General features: G+C 65.0%; 16 protein-coding genes. 7 read left to right on the top strand and 9 right to left on the bottom strand.

From position 1 onward, the window contains the following. Positions 1-15 precede the first annotated feature (15 nt). A complete protein-coding gene (locus tag IPP90_10395) occupies positions 16-657 on the top strand; it encodes a class I SAM-dependent methyltransferase (GenBank protein ID MBL0171126.1) in 642 nt (213 codons plus the stop codon). 25 nt (positions 658-682) lie between these two features. On the opposite strand, the gene IPP90_10400 is transcribed toward IPP90_10395, so the two are convergent. Further along, a complete protein-coding gene (locus tag IPP90_10400) occupies positions 683-1,078 on the bottom strand; it encodes a hypothetical protein (GenBank protein MBL0171127.1) in 396 nt (131 codons plus the stop codon). A gap of 88 nt (positions 1,079-1,166) precedes the next feature. On the opposite strand from IPP90_10400, the gene IPP90_10405 reads away from it, so the two are divergent. The 3 genes from IPP90_10405 to IPP90_10415 are packed head-to-tail and all read left to right on the top strand — an operon-like array spanning position 1,167 to position 5,521. After that, positions 1,167-2,624: an amidohydrolase family protein gene (locus IPP90_10405; GenBank protein ID MBL0171128.1), complete on the top strand. Its 1,458-nt coding sequence runs from the start codon at positions 1,167-1,169 to the stop codon at positions 2,622-2,624. A gap of 55 nt (positions 2,625-2,679) precedes the next feature. Continuing rightward, positions 2,680-4,260: a 4-coumarate--CoA ligase family protein gene (locus IPP90_10410; GenBank protein ID MBL0171129.1), complete on the top strand. Its 1,581-nt coding sequence runs from the start codon at positions 2,680-2,682 to the stop codon at positions 4,258-4,260. 22 nt (positions 4,261-4,282) lie between these two features. Further along, positions 4,283-5,521, top strand: coding sequence for a Gfo/Idh/MocA family oxidoreductase (locus IPP90_10415; protein ID MBL0171130.1), 1,239 nt, complete (start codon positions 4,283-4,285; stop codon positions 5,519-5,521). Between the two features lie 59 nt (positions 5,522-5,580). On the opposite strand, the gene IPP90_10420 is transcribed toward IPP90_10415, so the two are convergent. From IPP90_10420 to IPP90_10430, 3 genes are read right to left on the bottom strand one after another with little or no spacing between them, the layout of a single operon-like run. After that, positions 5,581-7,263, bottom strand: a complete 1,683-nt coding sequence (locus IPP90_10420; GenBank protein ID MBL0171131.1) for a beta-N-acetylhexosaminidase — start codon at positions 7,261-7,263, stop codon at positions 5,581-5,583. Beyond that, complete coding sequence (locus tag IPP90_10425; protein MBL0171132.1) at positions 7,260-7,955, bottom strand: copper homeostasis protein CutC; 696 nt, start codon at positions 7,953-7,955, stop codon at positions 7,260-7,262. The genes IPP90_10420 and IPP90_10425 overlap by 4 nt, the downstream gene beginning before the upstream one ends. Before the next feature lie 10 nt (positions 7,956-7,965). Continuing rightward, on the bottom strand, positions 7,966-9,186 hold the full coding sequence (locus IPP90_10430; protein MBL0171133.1) for a nucleoside permease: 1,221 nt from the start codon (positions 9,184-9,186) through the stop codon (positions 7,966-7,968). Positions 9,187-9,389: 203 nt separating this feature from the next. Here IPP90_10430 and IPP90_10435 point away from each other — a divergent pair, with 203 nt between their 5' ends. From IPP90_10435 to IPP90_10445, 3 genes are all read left to right on the top strand, one after another. Beyond that, the gene (locus IPP90_10435) at positions 9,390-9,917 is read left to right on the top strand and encodes a putative metal-dependent hydrolase (protein ID MBL0171134.1); all 528 of its coding nucleotides are present in this window, start codon (positions 9,390-9,392) and stop codon (positions 9,915-9,917) included. Between the two features lie 2,113 nt (positions 9,918-12,030). Further along, positions 12,031-14,034, top strand: a complete 2,004-nt coding sequence (locus IPP90_10440; GenBank protein ID MBL0171135.1) for a M20/M25/M40 family metallo-hydrolase — start codon at positions 12,031-12,033, stop codon at positions 14,032-14,034. A 96-nt stretch (positions 14,035-14,130) separates the two neighbouring features. Next, a complete protein-coding gene (locus IPP90_10445; GenBank protein MBL0171136.1) occupies positions 14,131-14,787 on the top strand; it encodes an Ig-like domain-containing protein in 657 nt (218 codons plus the stop codon). An 87-nt stretch (positions 14,788-14,874) separates the two neighbouring features. Here the strand turns inward: IPP90_10445 and IPP90_10450 are convergent, their stop codons facing one another. From IPP90_10450 to IPP90_10470, 5 genes are all read right to left on the bottom strand, one after another. Further along, positions 14,875-16,182, bottom strand: a complete 1,308-nt coding sequence (locus tag IPP90_10450; GenBank protein MBL0171137.1) for a DUF1501 domain-containing protein — start codon at positions 16,180-16,182, stop codon at positions 14,875-14,877. A 60-nt stretch (positions 16,183-16,242) separates the two neighbouring features. Continuing rightward, the gene (locus tag IPP90_10455; GenBank protein ID MBL0171138.1) at positions 16,243-17,808 is read right to left on the bottom strand and encodes a DUF1800 domain-containing protein; all 1,566 of its coding nucleotides are present in this window, start codon (positions 17,806-17,808) and stop codon (positions 16,243-16,245) included. 187 nt (positions 17,809-17,995) lie between these two features. After that, positions 17,996-19,264, bottom strand: a complete 1,269-nt coding sequence (locus IPP90_10460) for a type II secretion system F family protein (GenBank protein ID MBL0171139.1) — start codon at positions 19,262-19,264, stop codon at positions 17,996-17,998. Beyond that, complete coding sequence (locus IPP90_10465) at positions 19,261-20,811, bottom strand: type II/IV secretion system protein (GenBank protein MBL0171140.1); 1,551 nt, start codon at positions 20,809-20,811, stop codon at positions 19,261-19,263. The genes IPP90_10460 and IPP90_10465 overlap by 4 nt, the downstream gene beginning before the upstream one ends. Next, a partial coding sequence (locus IPP90_10470; GenBank protein MBL0171141.1) for a hypothetical protein occupies positions 20,811-20,973 on the bottom strand: 163 nt, incomplete at its 5' end. The genes IPP90_10470 and IPP90_10465, both read right to left, overlap by 1 nt.

The following is a 20,973-nucleotide window of genomic DNA, read 5'->3' on the forward strand; positions in this document are numbered from 1 at the left end:
CGTTTCGCGACGCCCATGCAGGACGAGATTGCGCACGCCTACGATCGCTGGGCGGTCTCGTATGATACGGACCGCAATCCCACGCGTGATCTTGATGGACAGGTGTTGCGGCAGAGCGCGCTGCCGGTTGACGGGGCCGATGTGCTTGAGCTGGGGTGTGGCACCGGCAAGAACACGGTGTGGCTGGCATCACGCGCGCGTGACGTCACCGCCATGGATTTCTCGCCGGGCATGCTGGCGCGCGCGCGTCGTCGTGTGATTGGCGATCATGTGCATTTCGTCAAACACGACGTGCGCGAACCGTGGCCGGTGGCATCGCTCGGCATCGACGTGGTTGTCGGCAACCTCGTGCTTGAACACGTCGAGCGGTTGGCGCCGGTGTTTCATGAAGCGGCACGGGTGCTGCGCACGGGTGGCACGCTGTGGCTGTGCGAATTGCACCCATTTCGACAGTGGCGCGGCGGGCAGGCCCATTTTACTGCCGCCGATACCGGTGACGTGGTGCACGTCCCGGCCTATCTGCACGCCGTAAGCGACTACGTCAACGGCGGACTCGCCGCAGGCCTGACGCTGGTACACCTGGGTGAGTCGCTTGAGGACGACGTGGAGTCCGGGGCGCTGCCTCGGCTCTTGTCAGTGCGTTTCCTCAAGCAGTAATCCCACCACCTCGTGTGCGCCCGAGCTACGGTCGCAGCGGATTGACACAGGGGTATCGTCGCGTTGGGATCGCGACCGGTGATCCAGGCGGATTCGCGGCCGCGGAATCCATAGTGGCGCGCGACGTCGCCAATTGCTGGCCGGGCGCGAACGCAACCGGCATCGGACACTCCAGCGACACGGCGGGGCGGTCCGCTGGCGCAACCAGCACTACGGTCGGTTTGACGCCGCCGTCGATCGTGCGCCGCCAGCCAGAGGCGGTCGACCACGGCGCATTCGCCGCCGCCAATGCTGAACTGCCCGCCGTGCCGGTGAGCCCTGACAGCCGGTACGTTCGGAGCGCCGAGTCGGCCATTCGGGCCCAGTGACTGTTATCCGTCTGAGCATGCGCCAGGCGTCCCATCAGCGTCAATGCGCCCATCGCTACAAGCGCTCTTGCAATTGCGCGGCTTCGTCCCATGTTCGCAGTCACGGTTCCTCCTCGGCTTTCGACACCCGACAATCACACCATGGTTGCCTACCTCGCCCTTCCGCGTGCTCGTATGCTCACGCCCGCCCTCATACTGGCGCTGATAGGGCCGGGTGGCAAGACGCTGCAGGCGCAGCGACCGCCCATTGGACCGTCTGTTCGCTCGTTCGTGCGAGTGGATACCACGGCATTCGCCCTGACCAACGTCCGCGTCATTGATGGCACGGGGGCACCGGCGCGCGAGGCGCAAACGGTGCTGGTGCGCGATGGTCGCATTGTCGCGGTCGGCGCGTCGACTTCGGTCACTATTCCGGTCGGCACGCAGGTGATCGATCTGACCGGCAAGAGCGTCATCCCGGGGCTGGTCATGGTCCACGAGCATCTGTTCTATCCCACCGGTCCGGGTATCTACGGGAATCTGACGGAGAGTTTTTCGCGACTGTATCTGGCGGGTGGGGTCACCTCGATGCGCACGGGTGGCAACATGAACGGCTACAGCGAGCTGCTGGTAGCCAAGGCCATTGCCAAGGGCGAGAAGGCGGGCCCGTGGATTGATGCCACGGCGCCGTATCTGGAAGGACCCGGCATGAACTTCGCCCAGGTTCGCGTGCTCGCGGATTCAACCGACGCGCGCAAACATGTGGAGTACTGGGCCGAGCAGGGCGCGACGTCGTTCAAGGCGTACATGAACATCACGCGCGACGAACTGCGCGCGTCGACGAAGGCGGCGCACGCCCGTGGTCTCAAGGTGACCGGACATCTGTGCTCGGTCACGTATCGTGAAGCGGCCGATGCCGGCATCGATGACCTTGAGCACGGCTTCTTCGCCATGAACGATTTCGTCCCCAACAAGCCACTCGATCGGTGTGTGTCGCGCGGCGGCGCGGCGCAGTCCACCATGGCGGCGCTCGATCCTGCGGCGAGCGAGGTGCAGTCGCTGTTCACGTATCTCATTGATCGCCATGTGGTGGTCACCTCCACGCTCACCATCTTCGAAACATTCACGCCGGGGCGCCCGATGCCGCCGGGGCTGGATGTGCTGCTGCCTCAGTTGCGCGAGCAATTCGAGCAGCGCTTCGCCGTGACCGCCACGTCCACGCAATCGCCGTACACGGCTGCGTTTCCCAAGGGCATGGCTATGGAACGCGCCTTCGCCAAGGCCGGCGGCACGCTGGTGGTTGGCACTGATCCCACCGGGGGTGGCGGAGTGATTCCCGGATACTCCAACCAGCGCGCACTGGAATTGCTAGTGGAGGCGGGTTTCTCGCCTCTGGAGGCCATCCGCATCGGCACGCTTAATGGCGCGACGTATCTGGGGCGCGGCGCACTGGTGGGCTCGATCGCGGTGGGCAAGCAGGCCGATCTGGTCGTCATCGACGGCAACCCGGTGGCGCAGATCGGCGACATCCGCAAGGTGCAGATGGTCTTCAAGCAGGGCGTGGGATACGATCCCTCTGCGATCATCGAATCGGTGCGGGGGAAGGTCGGACTCTGGTAGCGCCGCCCTACGACGGCCGGTATTTTCGCATTCCCATCCTCACACGAGCCAGGCGATGATCCTCCGTAGCCCGTATCCCGATATCGATATTCCCGACATGCCGCTGGTTGGGTTCGTGTTCAAGCGCGCGGCGGAGTTTGGCGACAAGACGGCGATTGTCTGTGCAGCCACGGGACGCGCGTACACGTATGCGGGTTTGGCCAAGGCGATCGCGCAGGTGGGGGCTGGCCTGGCCGCGCGCGGCGTGAAGAAGGGTGATGTCGTTGGCCTGGTGAGTCCGAACACACCCGACTTCGCCGTGGTGTTTTACGCGATTGTGTCCATCGGGGCGATTTGTTCGACGGTGAATCCCATTGCCACGGCCGAAGAAATTGGCGCGCAGTTCGCCGACTCCGAAGCCATCATGCTGTTCACGGTGCCCGAGTTGTACGACAAGTGCGAGGCCGCGTCGCGACTGGCCAGCATGGTGCGTGAGATTGTCGTATTTGGTGAACACGAGGGTGCCGTGCCGTACGCGGAGCTCTTCGCGCATGGTGACACGCCGCCGCACGTCGAGATCGATCCGGCCACCGACGTGTGCGCGTTGCCATACTCCAGCGGCACCTCGGGTATTCCGAAGGGTGTGATGCTGACGCATCGGAATATCGTCGCCAACCTCTGCCAGATGCGACAACCCACCACGATGGTCACTGCCGATGATGTGATCGTGGGCGTGCTGCCGTTCTTTCACATCTACGGCATGGTGGTGATCATGGGGGCGGCGTTCGTCGAAGGCGCCACCGTGGTGTCGATGCCCCGCTTCGAGATCGAGGCCTTTCTCAAGACGCTGCAGGACTATCGTGTCACCTACGCCAACGTCGTGCCGCCCATCGTGCTGGCATTTGCCAAGCATCCGTCGGTGGCCAAGTACGACTTGAGCGCGTTGCACACCGTGTTCAGCGGCGCCGCGCCGTTGGGTGGCGAGTTGTCGACGGCGGTGGAACAACGACTCGGCGTGCGCGTGCGGCAGGGATATGGCCTCACGGAAACGAGCCCGGTCACCCACTTCCATCCGCTCGAGAGCGAGCGGGTGGTCCTGTCGTCGGTCGGACCGATGGTGGCCAACACAGAGTGTCGACTGGTCGATCCGCTCACGGAACAGGATGTCCCCGTTGGTGAGCGGGGCGAACTCTGGATTCACGGTCCGCAGGTGATGAAGGGCTACTTCAACAAACCCGAAGCCACCGCGGCCTGTCTGAGTGCCGATGGCTGGTTCCGCACTGGCGACGTCGCCATTGTTGACGACCGTGGCTGGTTCGCCATCGTGGATCGGGTGAAGGAACTCATCAAGTACAAGGGACTGCAGGTCGCCCCGGCGGAACTGGAGGCGGTCCTGTTGTCGAATCCCGCCATTGCTGACGCGGCGGTCATTCCGGTGCCCGACGACGATGCCGGTGAGGTCCCCAAGGCGTTCGTGGTGGCACGTTCCGAACTCTCGGCCGACGACGTCATGGCGTACGTGGCCGAACGCGTGTCTCCCTATAAAAAGATCCGCATGGTAGAGTTCGTCGACAGCATCCCGAAGTCTCCATCTGGCAAGATTCTGCGGCGACTGCTGGTCGAGAAAGAGCGCCTGGCGGCCGCGCAGCGCACCTGACATTTCCATTCAACACGTTCTCATGTCTTCTCCACGACTCGGCATCGGTTTCGTTGGCTCCGGCTTCAATGCGCGCTTCCACATGCAAGGCCTGCGCTTCGTGCGCGACGCCGATGTCTTGGGCGTCTGGAGCCCCAATGCGAAGAACGCGGCCTCGGCCGCCAAATACGCGCGCGAGCTTGAGGTGGGTGCGTGCAAGCCCTACAAGTCCATCACGGACATGGTGGCCGATCCGGCCATCGACGCCATCTGGCTCAATGGCCCCAATCAGGCGCGCATTGAAAACGTCCAGGAAATCTGCGATGCCGTGACCAGCGGAAAGGGTACGCTCAAAGGCATCGCCTGCGAGAAGCCGCTGGCGCGCTCGGTGGCTGAAGCAAAGGAAGTGCTGCGGATGGTGGAGAAGGCCGGCATCATGCACGGCTATCTCGAGAACCAGTACTTCTCGCCGCAGGTCAGCGTCGGACACAACCTCATCTGGCGCCGCGGCGCCGCTGCGACCGGCCGGCCCTATCTGGCGCGCGCCGCTGAAGAGCACAGTGGTCCGCACATGCCCTGGTTCTGGAACGGCGCGCTGCAGGGCGGCGGCGTGCTCAACGACATGATGTGCCACTCGATTCTCGTCGTGCGCCAACTGCTCACGCCCCCAGGCGAATCGCTGTCCACCCTCGTGCCCAAGCGTGTCACCGGCCACATCGCGTCGCTCAAGTTCACGCGCAAGGAGTACGCGGCGCAGCTCAAGAAGACGATGGGGGTGGACTACCTCAAGTCACCGTCCGAAGACTTCGCCAGCGTGAACATCGAGTTCGAAGCACCCGACGGCCGCATTGCCATTGGTGAAGCCACCACCAGCTGGAGTTTTGTCGGACCCGGCCTAAGGTTGTCCGCCGAGCTGCTGGGCCCCGAGTACTCGATGAAGTGGAACAGCCTGGAGTCGGGGCTCGATCTGTTCTTCTCGCGCGCCGTGAAAGGCAAGTCGGGCGAGGACATTGTCGAGAAGCAGAACGCCGAAGTAGGGCAGATGCCGGTGGTGGTGAACGAAGCGATTGCGTACGGATACGAAGCCGAAGACCGTCACTTCGTGCGCGCATTCCTCGGCAAGGAGAAGCCGCTGCTCACGTTCCACGACGGGCTCGACGTGGTGCGCCTGCTCATGACCGCGTACATGAGCGCCGAGCAGGGCAAGACTATCGAGTTCCCACCGCGCGGTATCGACAAATTTGTGCCCCAGGTGGCCCAGGGCACGTGGAAACCGAGGTGAGACTCAGTACTCAGTACCAAGTACTAAGTACTAAGTACTGAGTACTGAGTACTGAGTACCTAGTACTTCCTGTAATTCACGTCCATCGCGTCCATGCGCTGCATGTGCGTTTGCAACCGGACCATGAAGTCGGCGAAGTCGCGACGCGGCTTCGCCGTCCAGATGGCTTCGGCCAGTGCGCTCATGCGGGGGAATGCCATGTACTCCAGTTGTTTGGCATCCTGGATGTACTCTGTCCACAGTTGCGCCTGCGCGCCCAGCACGTGTTTCGCTTCGGTGTCCGTGAGTGACGAGGGCACGGGCTCGAATGCGTACACCGTATCGATGGGCAGATAACCGCCAATCGCCAGCGGCTCCTTCGCGCGGTCGCGTGACTGGTAGTGGTCGAAGTACGTGTGACTGCCTGGCGCCATGATCACGTCATGATTGGCCTTGGCGGCCGCGATGCCGCCATCCATCCCGCGCCACGACATCACCGTGGCATTCTCGGCCAGTCCGCCCTCGAGAATCTCATCCCAGCCGACCATGCGACGGCCGTTCTTCGTGAGAAAGCTGTCCATCTGGCGGATGAACCAGCTCTGCAACTCGTGCTCGTCCTTGAGGCCGAGTTGCTTGATGCGCGCCTGAATGTCGGTACTGGCCTTCCACTGGTTCTTGATGGCTTCGTCGCCGCCAATATGGATGTACGGGCCGGGGAAGAGCGCCATCACCTCGCGCAGCACATCCTGCATGAATGCCACGGTGCTGTCGTCGGCATTGAGGATGAACTCACTGACCCCCCACACCTGCATGACGCCAACGGTGGTGTCACGTCGCACACCAAGTTGTGGATAGGCCGAGATGGCGGCCTGCGCGTGTCCGGGCATCTCGATTTCCGGGACCACCGTAATGAAACGCTGCGCCGCGTAGGCGACGATTTCGCGCACATCATCCTGCGTGTAGAAGCCACAATGCCGTTTGCCGTCAAACACCCGCTTGGCCGGATCGGCCTGATGCGGGCCCACCAGCGTCTGATCGCGGCAGGAGCTCACGTCGGTGAGGCGCGGATACTTCTTGATCTCGATACGCCAGCCCTGGTCTTCCGTGAGATGCCAGTGAAAGCGATTCATCTTGTGACGCGCCAGCAGGTCGATGTACTTCTTCACGAACTCCTTCGGCATGAAGTGCCGCGACACATCCAGATGCGCGCCGCGCCAGGTAAATCGTGGAGCATCCTCGATGTGCACGGCGGGCGCGTGCCACTCGATACCGGCGATGGGGGCGTCGCGGAAAATGGCGGCCGGAAACAACTGTTTCAGCGTCTCCAGCGCGTAAAAGGCGCCTGCCGCATGTGCGGCGCGCACGGTCACGCCACTGCGCGACACATCCAGCCGGTAGCCTTCGTCACCCAGGGCCTTGGCGTCGCTCCCGATCACATGCACCAGGCGAATCGTGCCTGGCGCCGCGGCGCTGGACCGTACTACTGACAGATCGAATCCGGTGGCGTTGGCAATATCCCGCGCGAACCGATGCGCCACGGCGGCGAAGGTCGGGTCGGCGTGCACGGCGGTCCGGGCGGTGAGGGTGAAATGCCCCGGCATGGGCGTCATGACCGTGGGGCGCGGAATCACGGCATAAACACTGGAGTCGGCGGCGGGAGCCGCCGAAAGCGCGCGAGACGACAGCGAGAGCACCGCGCACAGCAGCAACAGCGTCGAGGGCGTCAACCGTGCGTGCGCGTGTCGAAAGAGTTTCAACGTCATGTCGATGATACCGTCGCCAGTGGCGTGGTCGAAGAAAGCGCGACGACGACGTCGCGGATGATTGTCGGATCGGTACTCCGGGCATGCACTTCGCGCACCCCAGAGCGTTCCAGCATGGAGCGTACGTTATGTCCGCGGATACTGCCGCCGGCCAGCACCGTCAGGTGTGCTCCGGCGCGACGCTGCAGGGCCGACAACGTGTCCGCACCTTCCAGCGCGGTGGCGGCGTGGCCGGCTGTCAACACGTAGTCCACGCCAACCGCCAGCAGCGCGTCGAGCGCGGCCATGGCCGACGGTGTCCGATCGAAGGCCCGGTGAAAGGCCACCTTCATGGGGCGGGCCAATGCGATGAAGATGGCCAGCTGTTCCTGATGCACGCTCCCGTCGTCGTGGAGCGGCCCCAGCACGATCCCGTCCGCGCCGCGCGCGCGTGCCGCGATGATATCGTTGCCCATCACATCGATGTCGTCGTCGCCGTACACGAAACTCAACGTGTGTGGCCGAATCATCACATGCAGCGGGACGTGCAATTCGTCACGGCAGCGCGCGATGAGTCCGAACGACGGGGTCGTGCCACCGTCGCCCGGTCCACACAACTCAATGCGGCCCGCGCCAAACGCCTGTGCGGCGCGGGCGGTATGCACAGAATCACAACAGGCTTCCACCAACACGGCGGTGCTCGTCACACTCACGTGACGGCGCTCAGTGCGCCGCCGTGGACGTGCCCGACGCCGTGGGAGCCGGACGGAACAGGAACAGAAATACCACGAACACCGCCGCCGCGAGGAGCGCGGCGAACTGCCAGATCTGCGTCCAATCGTGCGTCACCGCACCCGTGCTGCCCGTCGCGTACTTGCTGACGATGCTGCCCGACACCGAGGCGCCGACAAAATAGCCCACGCCGTTGGTGATGAGATTGAGAAAGCCCTGCGCGGCCGCGCGGATCTTGGGTCCTGCGCGTTCGTCCGTGTATATCTGCCCGGCCACAAAGAAGAAATCGTAGCACACACCGTGCAGCAGGATGCCCGCGTACACCATCCACATCACCGGACCGGTGGTGCCCTGACTGAACGCGAAATAGCGCAGTGCCCAGGCCAGCATGCCCACCAGCATGATCCACTTGATACCCAGTTTGCGCAGCGCAAATGGCAGCAACAGCATGAAACCAATCTCCGACCACTGGCCGAAACTCTGGATGAACGCCGGATCGGGTGCCCCGATCTCGTTGAGGTACGGATTCGCAAAGGCGTAGTAGAATTGGAGCGGAATACAGAGCAGGAACGAACCCAGTACAAATATCCGGAAGTCCGAGTGTTTCAGCAGCTGCAAGGCATCCAGGCCCAGGGCGTCGCGCACCTTGAACGCCTGTCCGGCCGCCTTGGGCGGCGTGGGCGGCAACAGCAGCGCGAAAACGCCCAGTGCCACGCTGGATCCAGCGGCGACCATCATCGGCAGCGCCAGTTTGTCCGCGTGCAAGACCTTGCCGACAACGGTGCCGGCCGCAATCCAACCGATGGTGCCCAGCACGCGGATGAGTGGGAAGTCCCGCGCCGAATCGGTGACATGGTGGAAAGAAATGGAGTTGGTGAGCGACAGCGTGGGCATGTAGCAGAACGCATACGCCAGCAGAATCGGATAGAAGCGCGTCCACTCCGTTTGCTGCGAGAGGAACCACATCAGCGCCCCGCCGACCAGGTGCAGGATGGCCAGCAGTTTCTCACTGGCAAAGAACCGATCGGCCACGATGCCCATGAAAAAGGGCGAGACAATGGCCGCGATGGCGAGCGCGCCGTAGGCGGCACCGACCTGCGTGTCGGTGAAGTGCAGGGTCTGGGTGATGTAGGTGCCCATGGTGACGAACCACGAGCCCCAGACGAAGTACTGCAGGAACATCATCACCGACAAACGGAATTTTGTACCCATCTCGGCAGCTCCCGGAGGCTCGCAAAGGACCACGCGCGGCAACCGCCGCTGGTCCGCTATGCTATGCGCTGGGCCAACCACGCGGAAGACCGGAGCGTGCTCCACATTGCCCTGGCGGGACCTTAAACTTCCCGGTGATGATCCCACGAGCCGCACTCGCGCCGGTCCGTTACCGAGCGGCGGTACCCCTTTGAGGAGTTGTCATGCACGGGTCGCTCTCCTATCCCATTGGCGAACACACGCCACAGGCGTCCTACTCGGCCGCCGAGCGCACGGCGCTGATCGCACGTCTGGCGGCGCAGCCGGCCGCGTTGGCGGCTGCGTTGAGCGGGCTGAACGAGCCGGCATTGGCGCGGGCCTATCGGCCCGGGGGGTGGACGGTGCGTCAACTGGTTCACCATGTCGCTGACAGTCACATCAACATGTTTCTTCGCGTGAAGTTCGCCCTGTCAGACGACGAGCCCACCATCAAGCCGTACGATCAGGATCGCTGGGTGCAGCAGGGCGATGTGGCCGCCGTCGCGCCGATGGTGTCGGTGGCGTTGCTGGCCTCACTGCACGAACGCCTCGTGGCGCTGCTGCAGTCGCTCTCGCCGGAGCAGTTTGCGCGCGGACTGATTCACCCAGAGAACGGCCGCATGAGCATTGAACAGGTGCTCGCGCTGTACGCCTGGCACGGCGATCACCACGTCGCGCATATCCGGGCCTTTCGGGAGCGCGAGGGGCTGTAGGGCGGCGCTACGGCTGCCCTTCAAAAATCCGCGCCGCTTCTCCCACGGCGGCCAGTTGGGCCGTGCCGCCAATGCCGAATAGCGCGTAGATAATGCGCGTGGCCGGTGTGGACAGATTGCGCCACGACTGCCCGTCGAAGCGCAAGACGGTACCGCTGTCACCCGCCGCATAGATCTCGGTGGGACCGCGCCCCAGAGCGCGCGCAGATCGCGCGCGGTGGGCACCGATTGCGGGGTCCATCGCACACCATCGTAGCGCAGAATGGTGCCGCCATCACCGGCGATGAACACGTCACTGGCGCCCGTGCCCCATACGGCACGCAATCGCTTGGTGTTCGCCACCGGCACGCTCACCGAACTCCATCGGCCGCCATCGAACCGCAGCACCACACCCGAGTCGCCCACGACATACACATTGGCCGGATCACTCCCCCACACGGCCCGCAGGAATTGCGGCGTGCCGCTGGATTGCGGCGCCCACGCGCCGCCGCTGGCACGCAGGATCGTTCCACGCTCACCCACGATGACGGACTGTCCGGGGCCACCGCTCCAGATGGCCCGCAGCAGCAGCGTGGTGGGCGAGGTTTGTTTGCGCCACGACGTGCCATCGTAGCGTACGATCGAGCCGGTATCGCCAACGGCGATGATGTCGTTGGCGCTGCTGCCGCTGATGCCGTAGAAATCGTTGGTGCCGGGCACGGGCTCGGTGCGCCATGCGGTGCCGTCGCGCTTGAAAATCGCGCCACCCAGACCCACGGCGAACATCGGTCCCGCTGGGGCGCCCCACACCGACAGCAACGCGGGATCAGACACTTCGGTGGTTCCCACGGCCGCCGCGCCGACTCCGCGAACGGTCACCACGGTTCCCCACCACGCCCCGATGCGCAACGAGCCATCGGCGCGCGTGGTAATGGCGCGCAGATTCTGGCCCGTCCCGATATCGAGGGCGCGCCAGACGGTGCCGTCAAAGTGATAACAGGCGCCGGTATTGCCCACGGCATAAATGTCGTTGAACGCGCGCCCCCGCATGGCGAAGAGATTCGCGAAACCCGGCGTGGTCATCGGGGTCCACGTCACGCCGTCAAATCGCAAGACGGTGCCACTGGTCCCGATGGCAAACACATTGCCGGCGCTCGTGCCCCACACATCGAACAGCGCATTGGCGGAAGGCACCGTCATGCGTCGCCAGTTCTGCCCGTCGTAGCGCAGGATCACGCCGTTGTTGCCCACCACAAACAGGGCACTGCTGTTCGCACCCCAGATGCCCCATAGGTCGTCCGTGACTGGCGTGCCTTGGGCAGACCAGCGGGTGCCGTCCCAACGCAGGATGGTGCCACGATCGCCCGCCGCATACACCTCGTTGGCGGACAGCCCCCACACCTCCAACAGCGTCGTCGTCGTGCCGCTGACGAACGGCTGAAAGGTCGTGCCGTCTCCGTGCAAAATCAGTCCGTTGGTGCCGACGATCCAGATGTCGTTCGGCGCGGATCCCCAGACACCAACCAACGTCTCCACCGTGTTGTACGACACGAGCTCCCATGGACCATCGTTGCGCGAGCGCATGATGGTGCCGTTTTGCCCCACACCATACGTGGTGCCCTGACCGTCATCCCAGATACCGAGGAGTGTGTTATCGGTCAGCCCTGCGCGGGCGACACGCCATTGTTGCACCCCCGGCGCCACGGCCGTCACGCCGAGTTGCACCACGGCGGACAGCGTTCCCGCGGCGACGGTGATGCGCGCCTGACCGGGGGCCACCGTACGAACAAGACCGCGGGCGTCCACCGTGGCCACGGCGGGCGCGTCCGAGCGCCACGTTACCGTGGGATTTGCCAGCAAGACTCCGCCCGAGTCGCGCGCCTCAAGCGCAATCGCCTGCTCCTGACCGGCTTGCAGGAACAGCGCGGCGGGCACCGTGGCCAGACTGGCGATGCCGCCCGTTGGTGACGGTGGCGTGGGCTCGGACGCGCTGCGATCGCACGACGAGAGCAGCACCGCAACCATCAGGAGCGCCAAAGTCCGTGGGCGGCGGGGCAAACGGGTGACGTACATGGAGCGGAGGCTAGCCGAACAGGGGCGTGCCGCGCAACGGCCGACGTCGTAGCTTTCTCTCATGACTCGTCCATACCCCGTACATCCCAATCCGATTGCTCGTGCCGCAGCGATCATGGCGATTGTCCATGTCGCACTGGCCAGCCGGTCGGCGTCGCACGCGTCCGCACAGGGTGCCGCCGCGCCGCGCGCCGCTCCGGCCACGCCCGGCGCCGACGTGTTTCTCGTGCCGCTCTCGATGAGTGGCGGTCTGCTGAAAGTTGGCGTGCCGGCCAACCTCACACGGCGCGACGGCTACGACAATCAGGCCTCGTTCGCACTCTCGTCGCGGGAGTTGTACTACACCTCCAATCGCGGCGACGGACAGACGGACATCTATCGCTACGACTTCAATTCCGGATTGGCCACGCCGGCACGTCTCACCAAACCCGAAAGCGAGTATTCGGCTTTCCCAATTGACGGCGGCAAAGCGCTGGCGGTCATTCGGGTGGAAGCCGACTCCGCGCAGCGACTCTGGCGCCTGCCACTGGACGCGTCGGAACCATCGGTGCTGTTCCCCGATCTCAAACCCGTTGGGTACTTCGCGCAGGCCGATGACTCGACGTGGGCCATGTTCGTGCTGGGCACGCCCAGCACGCTGCAGGTCGCCAAGGTCGGCCGCCCGGGCAGCACGATTGTGGCGCGCAACATTGGTCGATCACTGCACAAGATTCCCGGCACCAAGCACGTGAGTTTTGTCCAGAAGGGGGCGGACGGCTGGTTCGTGATGGAACTCGATCCGGCCACCCAGCGCATCGACACGCTGGTGCGCACGCTGCCGCGGGCGGAGGACATGGCGTGGGTGGACAGCACCACGATGGTGATGGGGCAGGGAACGAAGCTGTTCACGTGGCGTCGCGGGACGGCGACGTGGACCGAAGCGGCGGATTTTTCGTTCGCGCACTTGAGCGGCATCACGCGCGTGGCCGTCAGTCCAAACCGTCAGTTGCTGGCGCTGGTGGCCGACGTCGTGCCGCGCGCGGCAACGACGGCCGCGCGCGCGGTATTCTCGGATCGCTTCTCCGCGGCAACGATTGCCAAACAGGTTGGGATTCTCGCGGCCGACTCGATGGAAGGGCGTCGCACCGGCTCACGCGGTGGTGACCGCGCGGCCACGTGGATTGCCGCGCAGTTCAAGGCGGCCGGTCTTGTGCCTGCCGGCGATTCGGGCGGATATCTCCAGCAGATTCCGCTGCAGGCCATGGTACCCGCACCGGCAATGCCAGGGTCCGGCGCAGGCGCGCCCATGCCATCGCAACCGCGACTCGGTGCCGTGGCGTCGTGGGCGCAGTGGGACTCACTCCCACCGGCCAATCGGCTGCGGTCGGCGAACGTCGTCGGGATCATTCAAGGCGCAGATCCCGCGTTGCGCGACGAGGTGGTGCTGGTGACGGCGCACTACGATCACATCGGGTTTGGTCGCGCGGTCGATGGCGATTCGATCAACAACGGCGCCGACGATGATGCGTCAGGCGTGGTCGCCGTGATCGAAATGGCCAAGGCGCTGCGTCAGGGACCGCGCCCCAAGCGCACCATCGTGTTCATGGCCATCACAGGCGAAGAAGTGGGCGGCTTTGGCACCCGATGGTACATCGGGCATCCGGCGCGGCCGCTGGACAAGACCGTCGTGGACCTGAATGTCGAGATGATTGCGCACGCCGATTCGCTGGCCGGCGGGTTTGGCAAGGCATGGCTGACCGGTTATGAGCGTTCCACCATGGGCGACTTGCTAGCGGACAACGGCATTCGGCTGGTGCCCGACCCGCGACCGACCCAGAACTTCTTCGGACGCAGCGACAATGTGGCCTTCGCGCGCATCGGCATTCCTGCCCATTCGTTGTCGTCGTTCAATCTGGTGACGCCGTATCACCATCCGAAGGATGAACCAGCCACGATTGACGCGCCGCACATGGCGCAGGTGATCAGCGCGACGTCGCGTGCCCTGCGCTTGCTGGCTGACGGGCTGCGCCCAGAGTGGCATCCCGGCGGCAAGCCGGAAGCCCCGGCCCCTCGTCCGCCGCGCTGATCGCGGCGACACAGCGTGAACGAATGCGCCGGCCAGTCGTCCAACAGTGGGGTACGCACTCCGGGCAGTCATTCGAACCTCACCAGCGGGAGCACGATGCGTGACGTGAAGCAGATCGTATCGAAAGTGTGGCGCGCCGCGCTGGTCGCGGCGGTGCTCACATCATGCGGCGGTGGCGATAGTCCGGTGACCCCACCCGTCGTGGCCGGCGTGCTCGCCACCGTGGTCGCCAGCACGGTCGATTCGCCGCTGGAAATCGGACAGGGGACGCAGGCGACCGTCGTGGGGCGCGATGGACTGGGCGGTGCCGTGGCGCTGGGATCACGCGCGGTGACGTGGAGCAGCAGCGGCCCGGGCATTGCCACCATTACGAACAACGGCATCGTGGCTGGTATTGGCGTCGGCAGCGTCACACTCACCGTGAATGTGCAGGACGGGAACACCGTGCGCTCGGCCACCACCACATTGGTGGTGACGGCCATCGCCGACGCGCCGCTCACCGCCGACGTGTCGATGGCACCGCAGCTGTTCATCCCGTCGCAAACGGTGGTCAAACTTGGCGGCACGGTGCGCTTTCAGTTCACCCCCATCGATCACAACGTGATCTGGAGTCCGCGCCTGCCCGGATCCCCGTCGGACATTCTGGTCACCACGAACGCGCTGGTGAGCCGCACGTTTCCGACGGTCGGTGTGTATCCGTTTGACTGTACGGTGCACCCGGGGATGAGTGGGAGAATCATCGTGTCGCCGTAGGAGACGGGAGACGGGAGAATGAAGACGGGAGACATCCAGATGGCTGGGCGTCTCCCGTCTTCATTCTCCCGTCTCCCGTCTTCAAGACTACGGCTTCGTCACGCCCCGATTGCGCGGTGTATAGTCCGGAAATACCGTCGACAGATTCGAGTTGCCCAGTCGATTCTGCACGATCTCCGCCAGGATATCGCGGTGGTCCATGGTGACGCGCAGATCCTGACCCGACTCGAGATTCTCGCGCGCCAGTCCCGGCCAGCGGTCTGTCAGCACGCGTCCGCCATTGATCTTCTTGCCCATCGCGAAGGCCACGTTGCCGCGGCCATGGTCCGTGCCTTTGTCGCCATTCTCGCGGGCGTTGCGACCGAACTCGGAGATCACCACCACCGTGACTCCGTTGGCGGTCGTGCCCTGGATCACGTCGGCATAGAACGCGGCCAGTGACGACGACAATTCCAGCATGCGGTTGTGCATCCCCTGACCGTCGACCCCGGGGATGTTGCCCTGCAACGTGTGCGTATCCCATCCCCCCAGAAAGGCATGGATGGCCTCCACGCCGACATCGGCCTTGATCAACGCGGCCGAGGACTTGAGCGAATTGCCGAAACCGGTGTTGGGGTACACCGCGCCGTTTTGCGTGGTGTATCCGCTGAAGTTGATGGTCTGCAGCAACGCGATGGTATTGGTCGTGTCCAGCGCGTTGGCACTCACCGGATCAATCGTCTGCGCGTAGTTGGCCGCCAGAAACTGGGTCCGGGCGTTGGCGGTGGTGCTGCTGCCATCGATACGGAAGTTGGCCGGATTGGAAATCGGCAACGTCTTGGGACCACCCACCAGCGTGGTCGGCAGGCCGCTGGTCAGTCCCAGCGCGCGGAGCGGCGCCGACGAACGCAGCGGCGTGACCGTCGCCAGATGTCGACCCAGCCAGCCGGTGGACAGATTCAGGTCTTGTGGCTTGCCCACTTCGATGTAGCGCTGGGCGTCGAAATGCGAGCGCGAGGTGTCCACCGATCCCGTGGCGTGCGCGACCAGCAGATCGCCCGCCGTGTAGGCCGGCATCAGCGGTGCCATGCCGGGCGAGAAGCCGAAGAAGTTGTCGAGCGCCACGGCCTTGGGGCCGCTGCCGGCGGCGTCGGGGCGGGCCACGGCGATGTTCGGACGACCCGTGTAGTAGTCCGGATCACCAAACGGCACCACCAACGACATGCCGTCGGTGCCTCCGCTGAGGAACACGGAGATGATGATGTCGCGTGTGGAGGATGACTGCGCCAGCACCACATTCGGCAGCCACGACGGTACCAGTGCGGCAATACCGAACCCCGCGCCTCGTATCAGGAAGTCGCGGCGAGCCAGCGAGCGGTACTCTGAACACCCGGTATCCAGCGTGTCGTCATGCATGCGTGAGAATCCTGATCAGACGTGGCCGGCGAACGCGCATTGGGAAGGGCACCCGAAAACTCAGTACCACTGGAACTGATGACTGCTGGCGGCCAGCGCGATGGTCTCGCGCACCCGCGTGTCGGTGTACGTGCCGCCACGCAGGTACGCCAACAGCGAAGTCTTGAGCGAGGCCGGCATTTCGTTGCCGAACAGGCGCACGGCGATCTGGTTGACCACGCCGTCGGCCGTATCCTGCGGGGTCCGGAAGATCGCGGTCGAATTCAGGCGCACGTTGGTGGCCGAATTCTGTGTGGAGATGTAGTTGGCCCAGTTCCAGCGCTGCGACGTGAGTCCGCTCCACCAGCTGATGCGATCGGGATACCCGTCCGGCTGTTCCCAGTAGAATGGCGACATGTCCATCGCGTCGAGTCGCTGACGCGTCGACCGGATGTTGGTGACTTCGATGGCCATGGCGCGCAACGACGACACCATCAGGTGAAACGGTCGCTTGTACTTGGCCGGCGACGCCATGAGGTTGGTGCCGGTCAGGATCGTGCGAATCATCGCCTTGATGTCGCCACCAGTGGCCAGATACGCCGCGGCGGTGGCGTCTACCACGGCCGCCGATGGTTCATGCGCCAGCAGCCAGCGCGCCATCTTCGTGGCGATATAGCGCGCGGTGTTGGGATGGTTCACCAGCATCGTGATCGCCAAATCGCCTTCGGACTTGAACTGCGCGGCGGTGGCATTCGACGGCATGGCCGGGAAATCCACGCCCAGGAACGTCTTGGCCGTGAAGTCGTGGAAGCTGCGGTTGAACGCAAACACCCCGTTGCCGTCGTAGCTCCACCCCGTCAGAATGCGCGACAATTGCGCCACGTCGTTCTGGGTATAGCCCCCGTCCACGCCCAGCGTGTGGAGCTCCATGATCTCGCGCGCGTAGTTCTGGTTGGGCGTCGGCTTGCGGCTGCTGGCCTGATCGAGATACCCCAGCATCGCGGCGCTTTCGGCCGACGCGCGCAACATGTCCGGGAATTTTCCCAGCGCGTGTTGCCGGATCACCGTGCGATCATCCGCCGCTTTCAGGTAGCCGATCTTGTCGTACAGCGAGTTGAAATGATCGGTCCAGAATTCGACCATTCGCTCCTTCAGCTGCCGTTTTGAAAACATCGCGCGAAACACCGCCGCGTCGGCCAGCTGGTTGTACACTTCGCCGCCATCAGCCGTCTTGAGCTGCGCCGACGTCTGCGACAGCAAGGGGAAACGGGCCGCGACCAGCGCGTCCACGGCACTGTCATCGATCGCCGAGAAGTTCAACTGATAGTTGAGATACCCGGCAAACCCTTTCTGGCGCGCCAGGGCGACCTCACCCGGCTCAAGCCCCATCGTGATGCGACGCACCAGTCGCAGCACCGGGTCTTTCCAGTCAGCGGACGCATTAGGCTTGGCTCCCACGGGCAGCGGCTTGGCAACCGGCTTGCCGCGCGGGCGACCCGTTTGCGCGTCGATCGCGGCACTGGCGGCCAAGGTGGCAACCGCGCTGGCACCCATCGCGAAGAACCGACGACGGCTTGGTGCCACTGGCTCAGATTCGTCGACAACAACCTCGTGGTCCGGCAAATCGGCGTCCGGAAGCGTGGGCATGAAAATCACCGGTAGTTTTATGGACGAACACCTGCGGTATACGCTCGGACACTGGTCGAATTCTGTCAACCGTGCCGATGTATCAAAGCCAAAAGGGGGCGGTATGGACTCGCAGTCTGTGACACAAACGCCGACCCGGTGACGCGAACAGCCTACCCTTCCGCATCGATCTGCGCCGTGAGACGCGTCACAACACGCCGGCGTTAAGCCCGTAAATGGCCTGCAGCAGCGCCAGGGCAACAAACCCGACGATGCCGCCAAACCCGAGGATCATCACCGGCTCGATCAACGCCACGGCCTGATTCACCGTTCGCTGCAGTTCGCCGTCCGCCGCCTGGGCGGCGCGCGCCGCCATGCCGGCCAGGTCGCCGCTCGTCTCACCAGCGTCCAGCAAGCGCTCGGTGAGCGGTGGCAGCAGCCCGGACAGGGCCTGCGACAGACTGGCACCGCCCTGCACTCGGCGCTCCGCCTCCGCCATCGCCTGCGCCAGGTGCTGGTTTCGCACGACGGCGCGCGCCAGCCCCATCGACGCCAACAATGACACGCCGGCATGGAGGCCGATCGACAACGTGCCGGTATAGCCGGCCGCTGCCTGCATGCGCTCAAGCCGCCCTACCAGCGGCCAGCGGAGCCGGGACTCATGCCACCGCCGAGCCGTGGAGGGGTCTCGCATCGCGCGATGGGCGGCCACCGCCACCACGCCCAACAGCAACAGCATGATCCACCAGCCCCTGACGAGGGCCGCACTGACCGCAATCAGCAGGCGTGTGCTCATCGGCAATGCTCCGCCGTTGTCGCTGATCAAGGTTGCGAAGCGCGGCACGACGAGGAGCAGGATCACGACCACACCCAGGATCGACGCCACACCGAGAATCGACGGGTATACCAACGCGCTGCGCAATCGGGCGCGCAGTGCGTCACGTCGCTCCAGATGGTCAGCGAGGAGCGACAGGCTGTCGTCGAGCGTTCCGGAGCCTTCTCCTGCGGCGATCAGTGGCGCGAAGACTGCCGGAAACACCGACTGCGCCGCGATGGCGACGCTCAGCGAGTCGCCACGCTCGATCGCCTCACGCACGGCGCCAAACGCCGTGCGATGGGCGTCTGTGGACGCTTCCTGCGCCGCGTACGTCAACGCGCGATGCAGCGGCACGCCGGCGCCAAGGAGCGTCGCCAGTGCGCGAATGACCACCGCCAGATCGGCGTCCGAGTCGGTCCACCGGCCGCGCCACGCCGGCCACATCGCATGCGTCGACACGGGGCGCCGGTCCGACGATGGTCCCGACGATCGTGACCCACCCTCGACCGGCAGCAGCTCCACCACCCACAGCGACCGACGACGCAAGGCGTCGACCGCTTCCCGTTCCGACGCCGCATCGATCTCGCCGCGCACCGCCGCGCCATCCGCCGCCGCGGCGCGATAGCGCCAGCGGCCGCCAGCGGGGCGCGCGTCCGTCATCGGCCGTCGTCCTCGCTGACCACGCGTGTCACCTCGGCAATCGTCGTGCGACCGTCACGGATGGCCCGCCACCCATCATGTACCAGCGACGGAACGCCACGCGCGCGCACCGTGGCGCGCAACACATCCAGTGATGCCCCGTCCACAAAGGCCGCACGCAACGCATCGTCCAGCACCAGCAGTTCGGTGATGGCGGCTCGACCGCGGTAGCCGGTGTGCGCGCATCGCTCGCAGCCGCGACCCTCGCGCACCCGCGTCACCGGCGGATCGAGCGGGGGCGTGAGGCTGTGCACCAGCGCGGCTTCTTCACGATTGAGCGGCCGCCATTCGGCGCAGTGATCGCACGTCAGGCGAATCAGTCGCTGCGCCAGCACGCCCTGCAACGTGGCCGCCAGCAGGTACGGTGGCACGCCCATCTCGGACAGCCGCGCCAATGCGCCAGCAGCGTCCGTGGTGTGCAATGTGCTCAACACGAGGTGGCCCGTCAGGGCGGCCTGCACGGCAATCTCCGCCGTCTCGGCGTCGCGCATTTCCCCCACCAAAATGACATCGGGATCATGACGCAGGATGGCCCGCAACGCATTGGCAAATCCGAACCCCGCTTTCGCATTGACCGGCAGTTGCACGACGCCGTCCAGCCGGTACTCGACGGGATCTTCCACCGTCACGACTTTCACGCCCTCCGTGCTGCGCGCGGCGAGCGCCGCATAGAGCGTCGTGCTCTTCCCGGAGCCGGTGGGTCCGGTCACCAGCAGCAATCCCGTGGTGCGCGCCACGAGAGACATCCACGCCTGCTGCACCTCCGGCGTGATGCCCAGATCGGTCAGGGAGCGGCTTCGCGCCCCCCCGCTATCCAGCAACCGGAGGACGAGACTCTCCCCATGCAGCGCCGGCAAGGTCGACACGCGAACATCGATGTCCCGATCATCGATACGCACGCGCGCGCGTCCGTCCTGCGGCAATCGGCGCTCAGCGATATCGAGACCGGCCATGACCTTCAGTCGTGACAGCACGCCGGATTGAAACGCGGGGCCGAGCTGCTGGACATCGTGCAACACGCCGTCGCGGCGCATGCGCACCCGCAGACCGCTGGCCGTCGATTCGAAATGCACATCACTGGCGCCGGTGCGTGCCGCCTCGGCAAGGAGTGCGTTCACCACCTGGATCACCGGTTCCCGACTGGCCAAGGCGCGCAAATCGTCCAGCGATTCCGTGTGATCGCCCTGCAGGGAGGCGCCCGGCGCGCCGGATGCCTGTGGCGTGCGCGGCGTCGCGGCCAGCGCGGCGCGAATCTCCGCCGCGGGGTAGGCATGAACCTCCACGCGGGCCTGCAGCGCACGGGACAGGACATCGGCCAGCACCGGCGCGATCGTGCTCTCGGCCGCGACCACGGCTACGCCGTCGATGTTCGACAGCGGCAGAATCGCGTGTTCCTCCAACCAGCGCGCCGGAAACCGCATGGCCAGCGCCGACGCAGCGGCGTCGCGCAGTCTGCGGGCGTCGCGCTCGGGCGCTGCCGTCACCCCCGCCGTGGGATCGTCCGCCATCACTGCGGTCGGTTGCCGCTCGTCGCGGGGTCGGGTGGCTTGCGGGTCACCGGCGTGCCATCCAGCGCGCCGGGCGAACGCCCTTCCATGCTCTTGCGCACGCGCTCACGAATGGCGTCGGCATCGGCGTCGGTGCGCACGATGTATGGCGTCACAAAGATC

This window comes from Gemmatimonadaceae bacterium (genome assembly GCA_016720905.1).
GTDB lineage: Bacteria > Gemmatimonadota > Gemmatimonadetes > Gemmatimonadales > Gemmatimonadaceae > Gemmatimonas.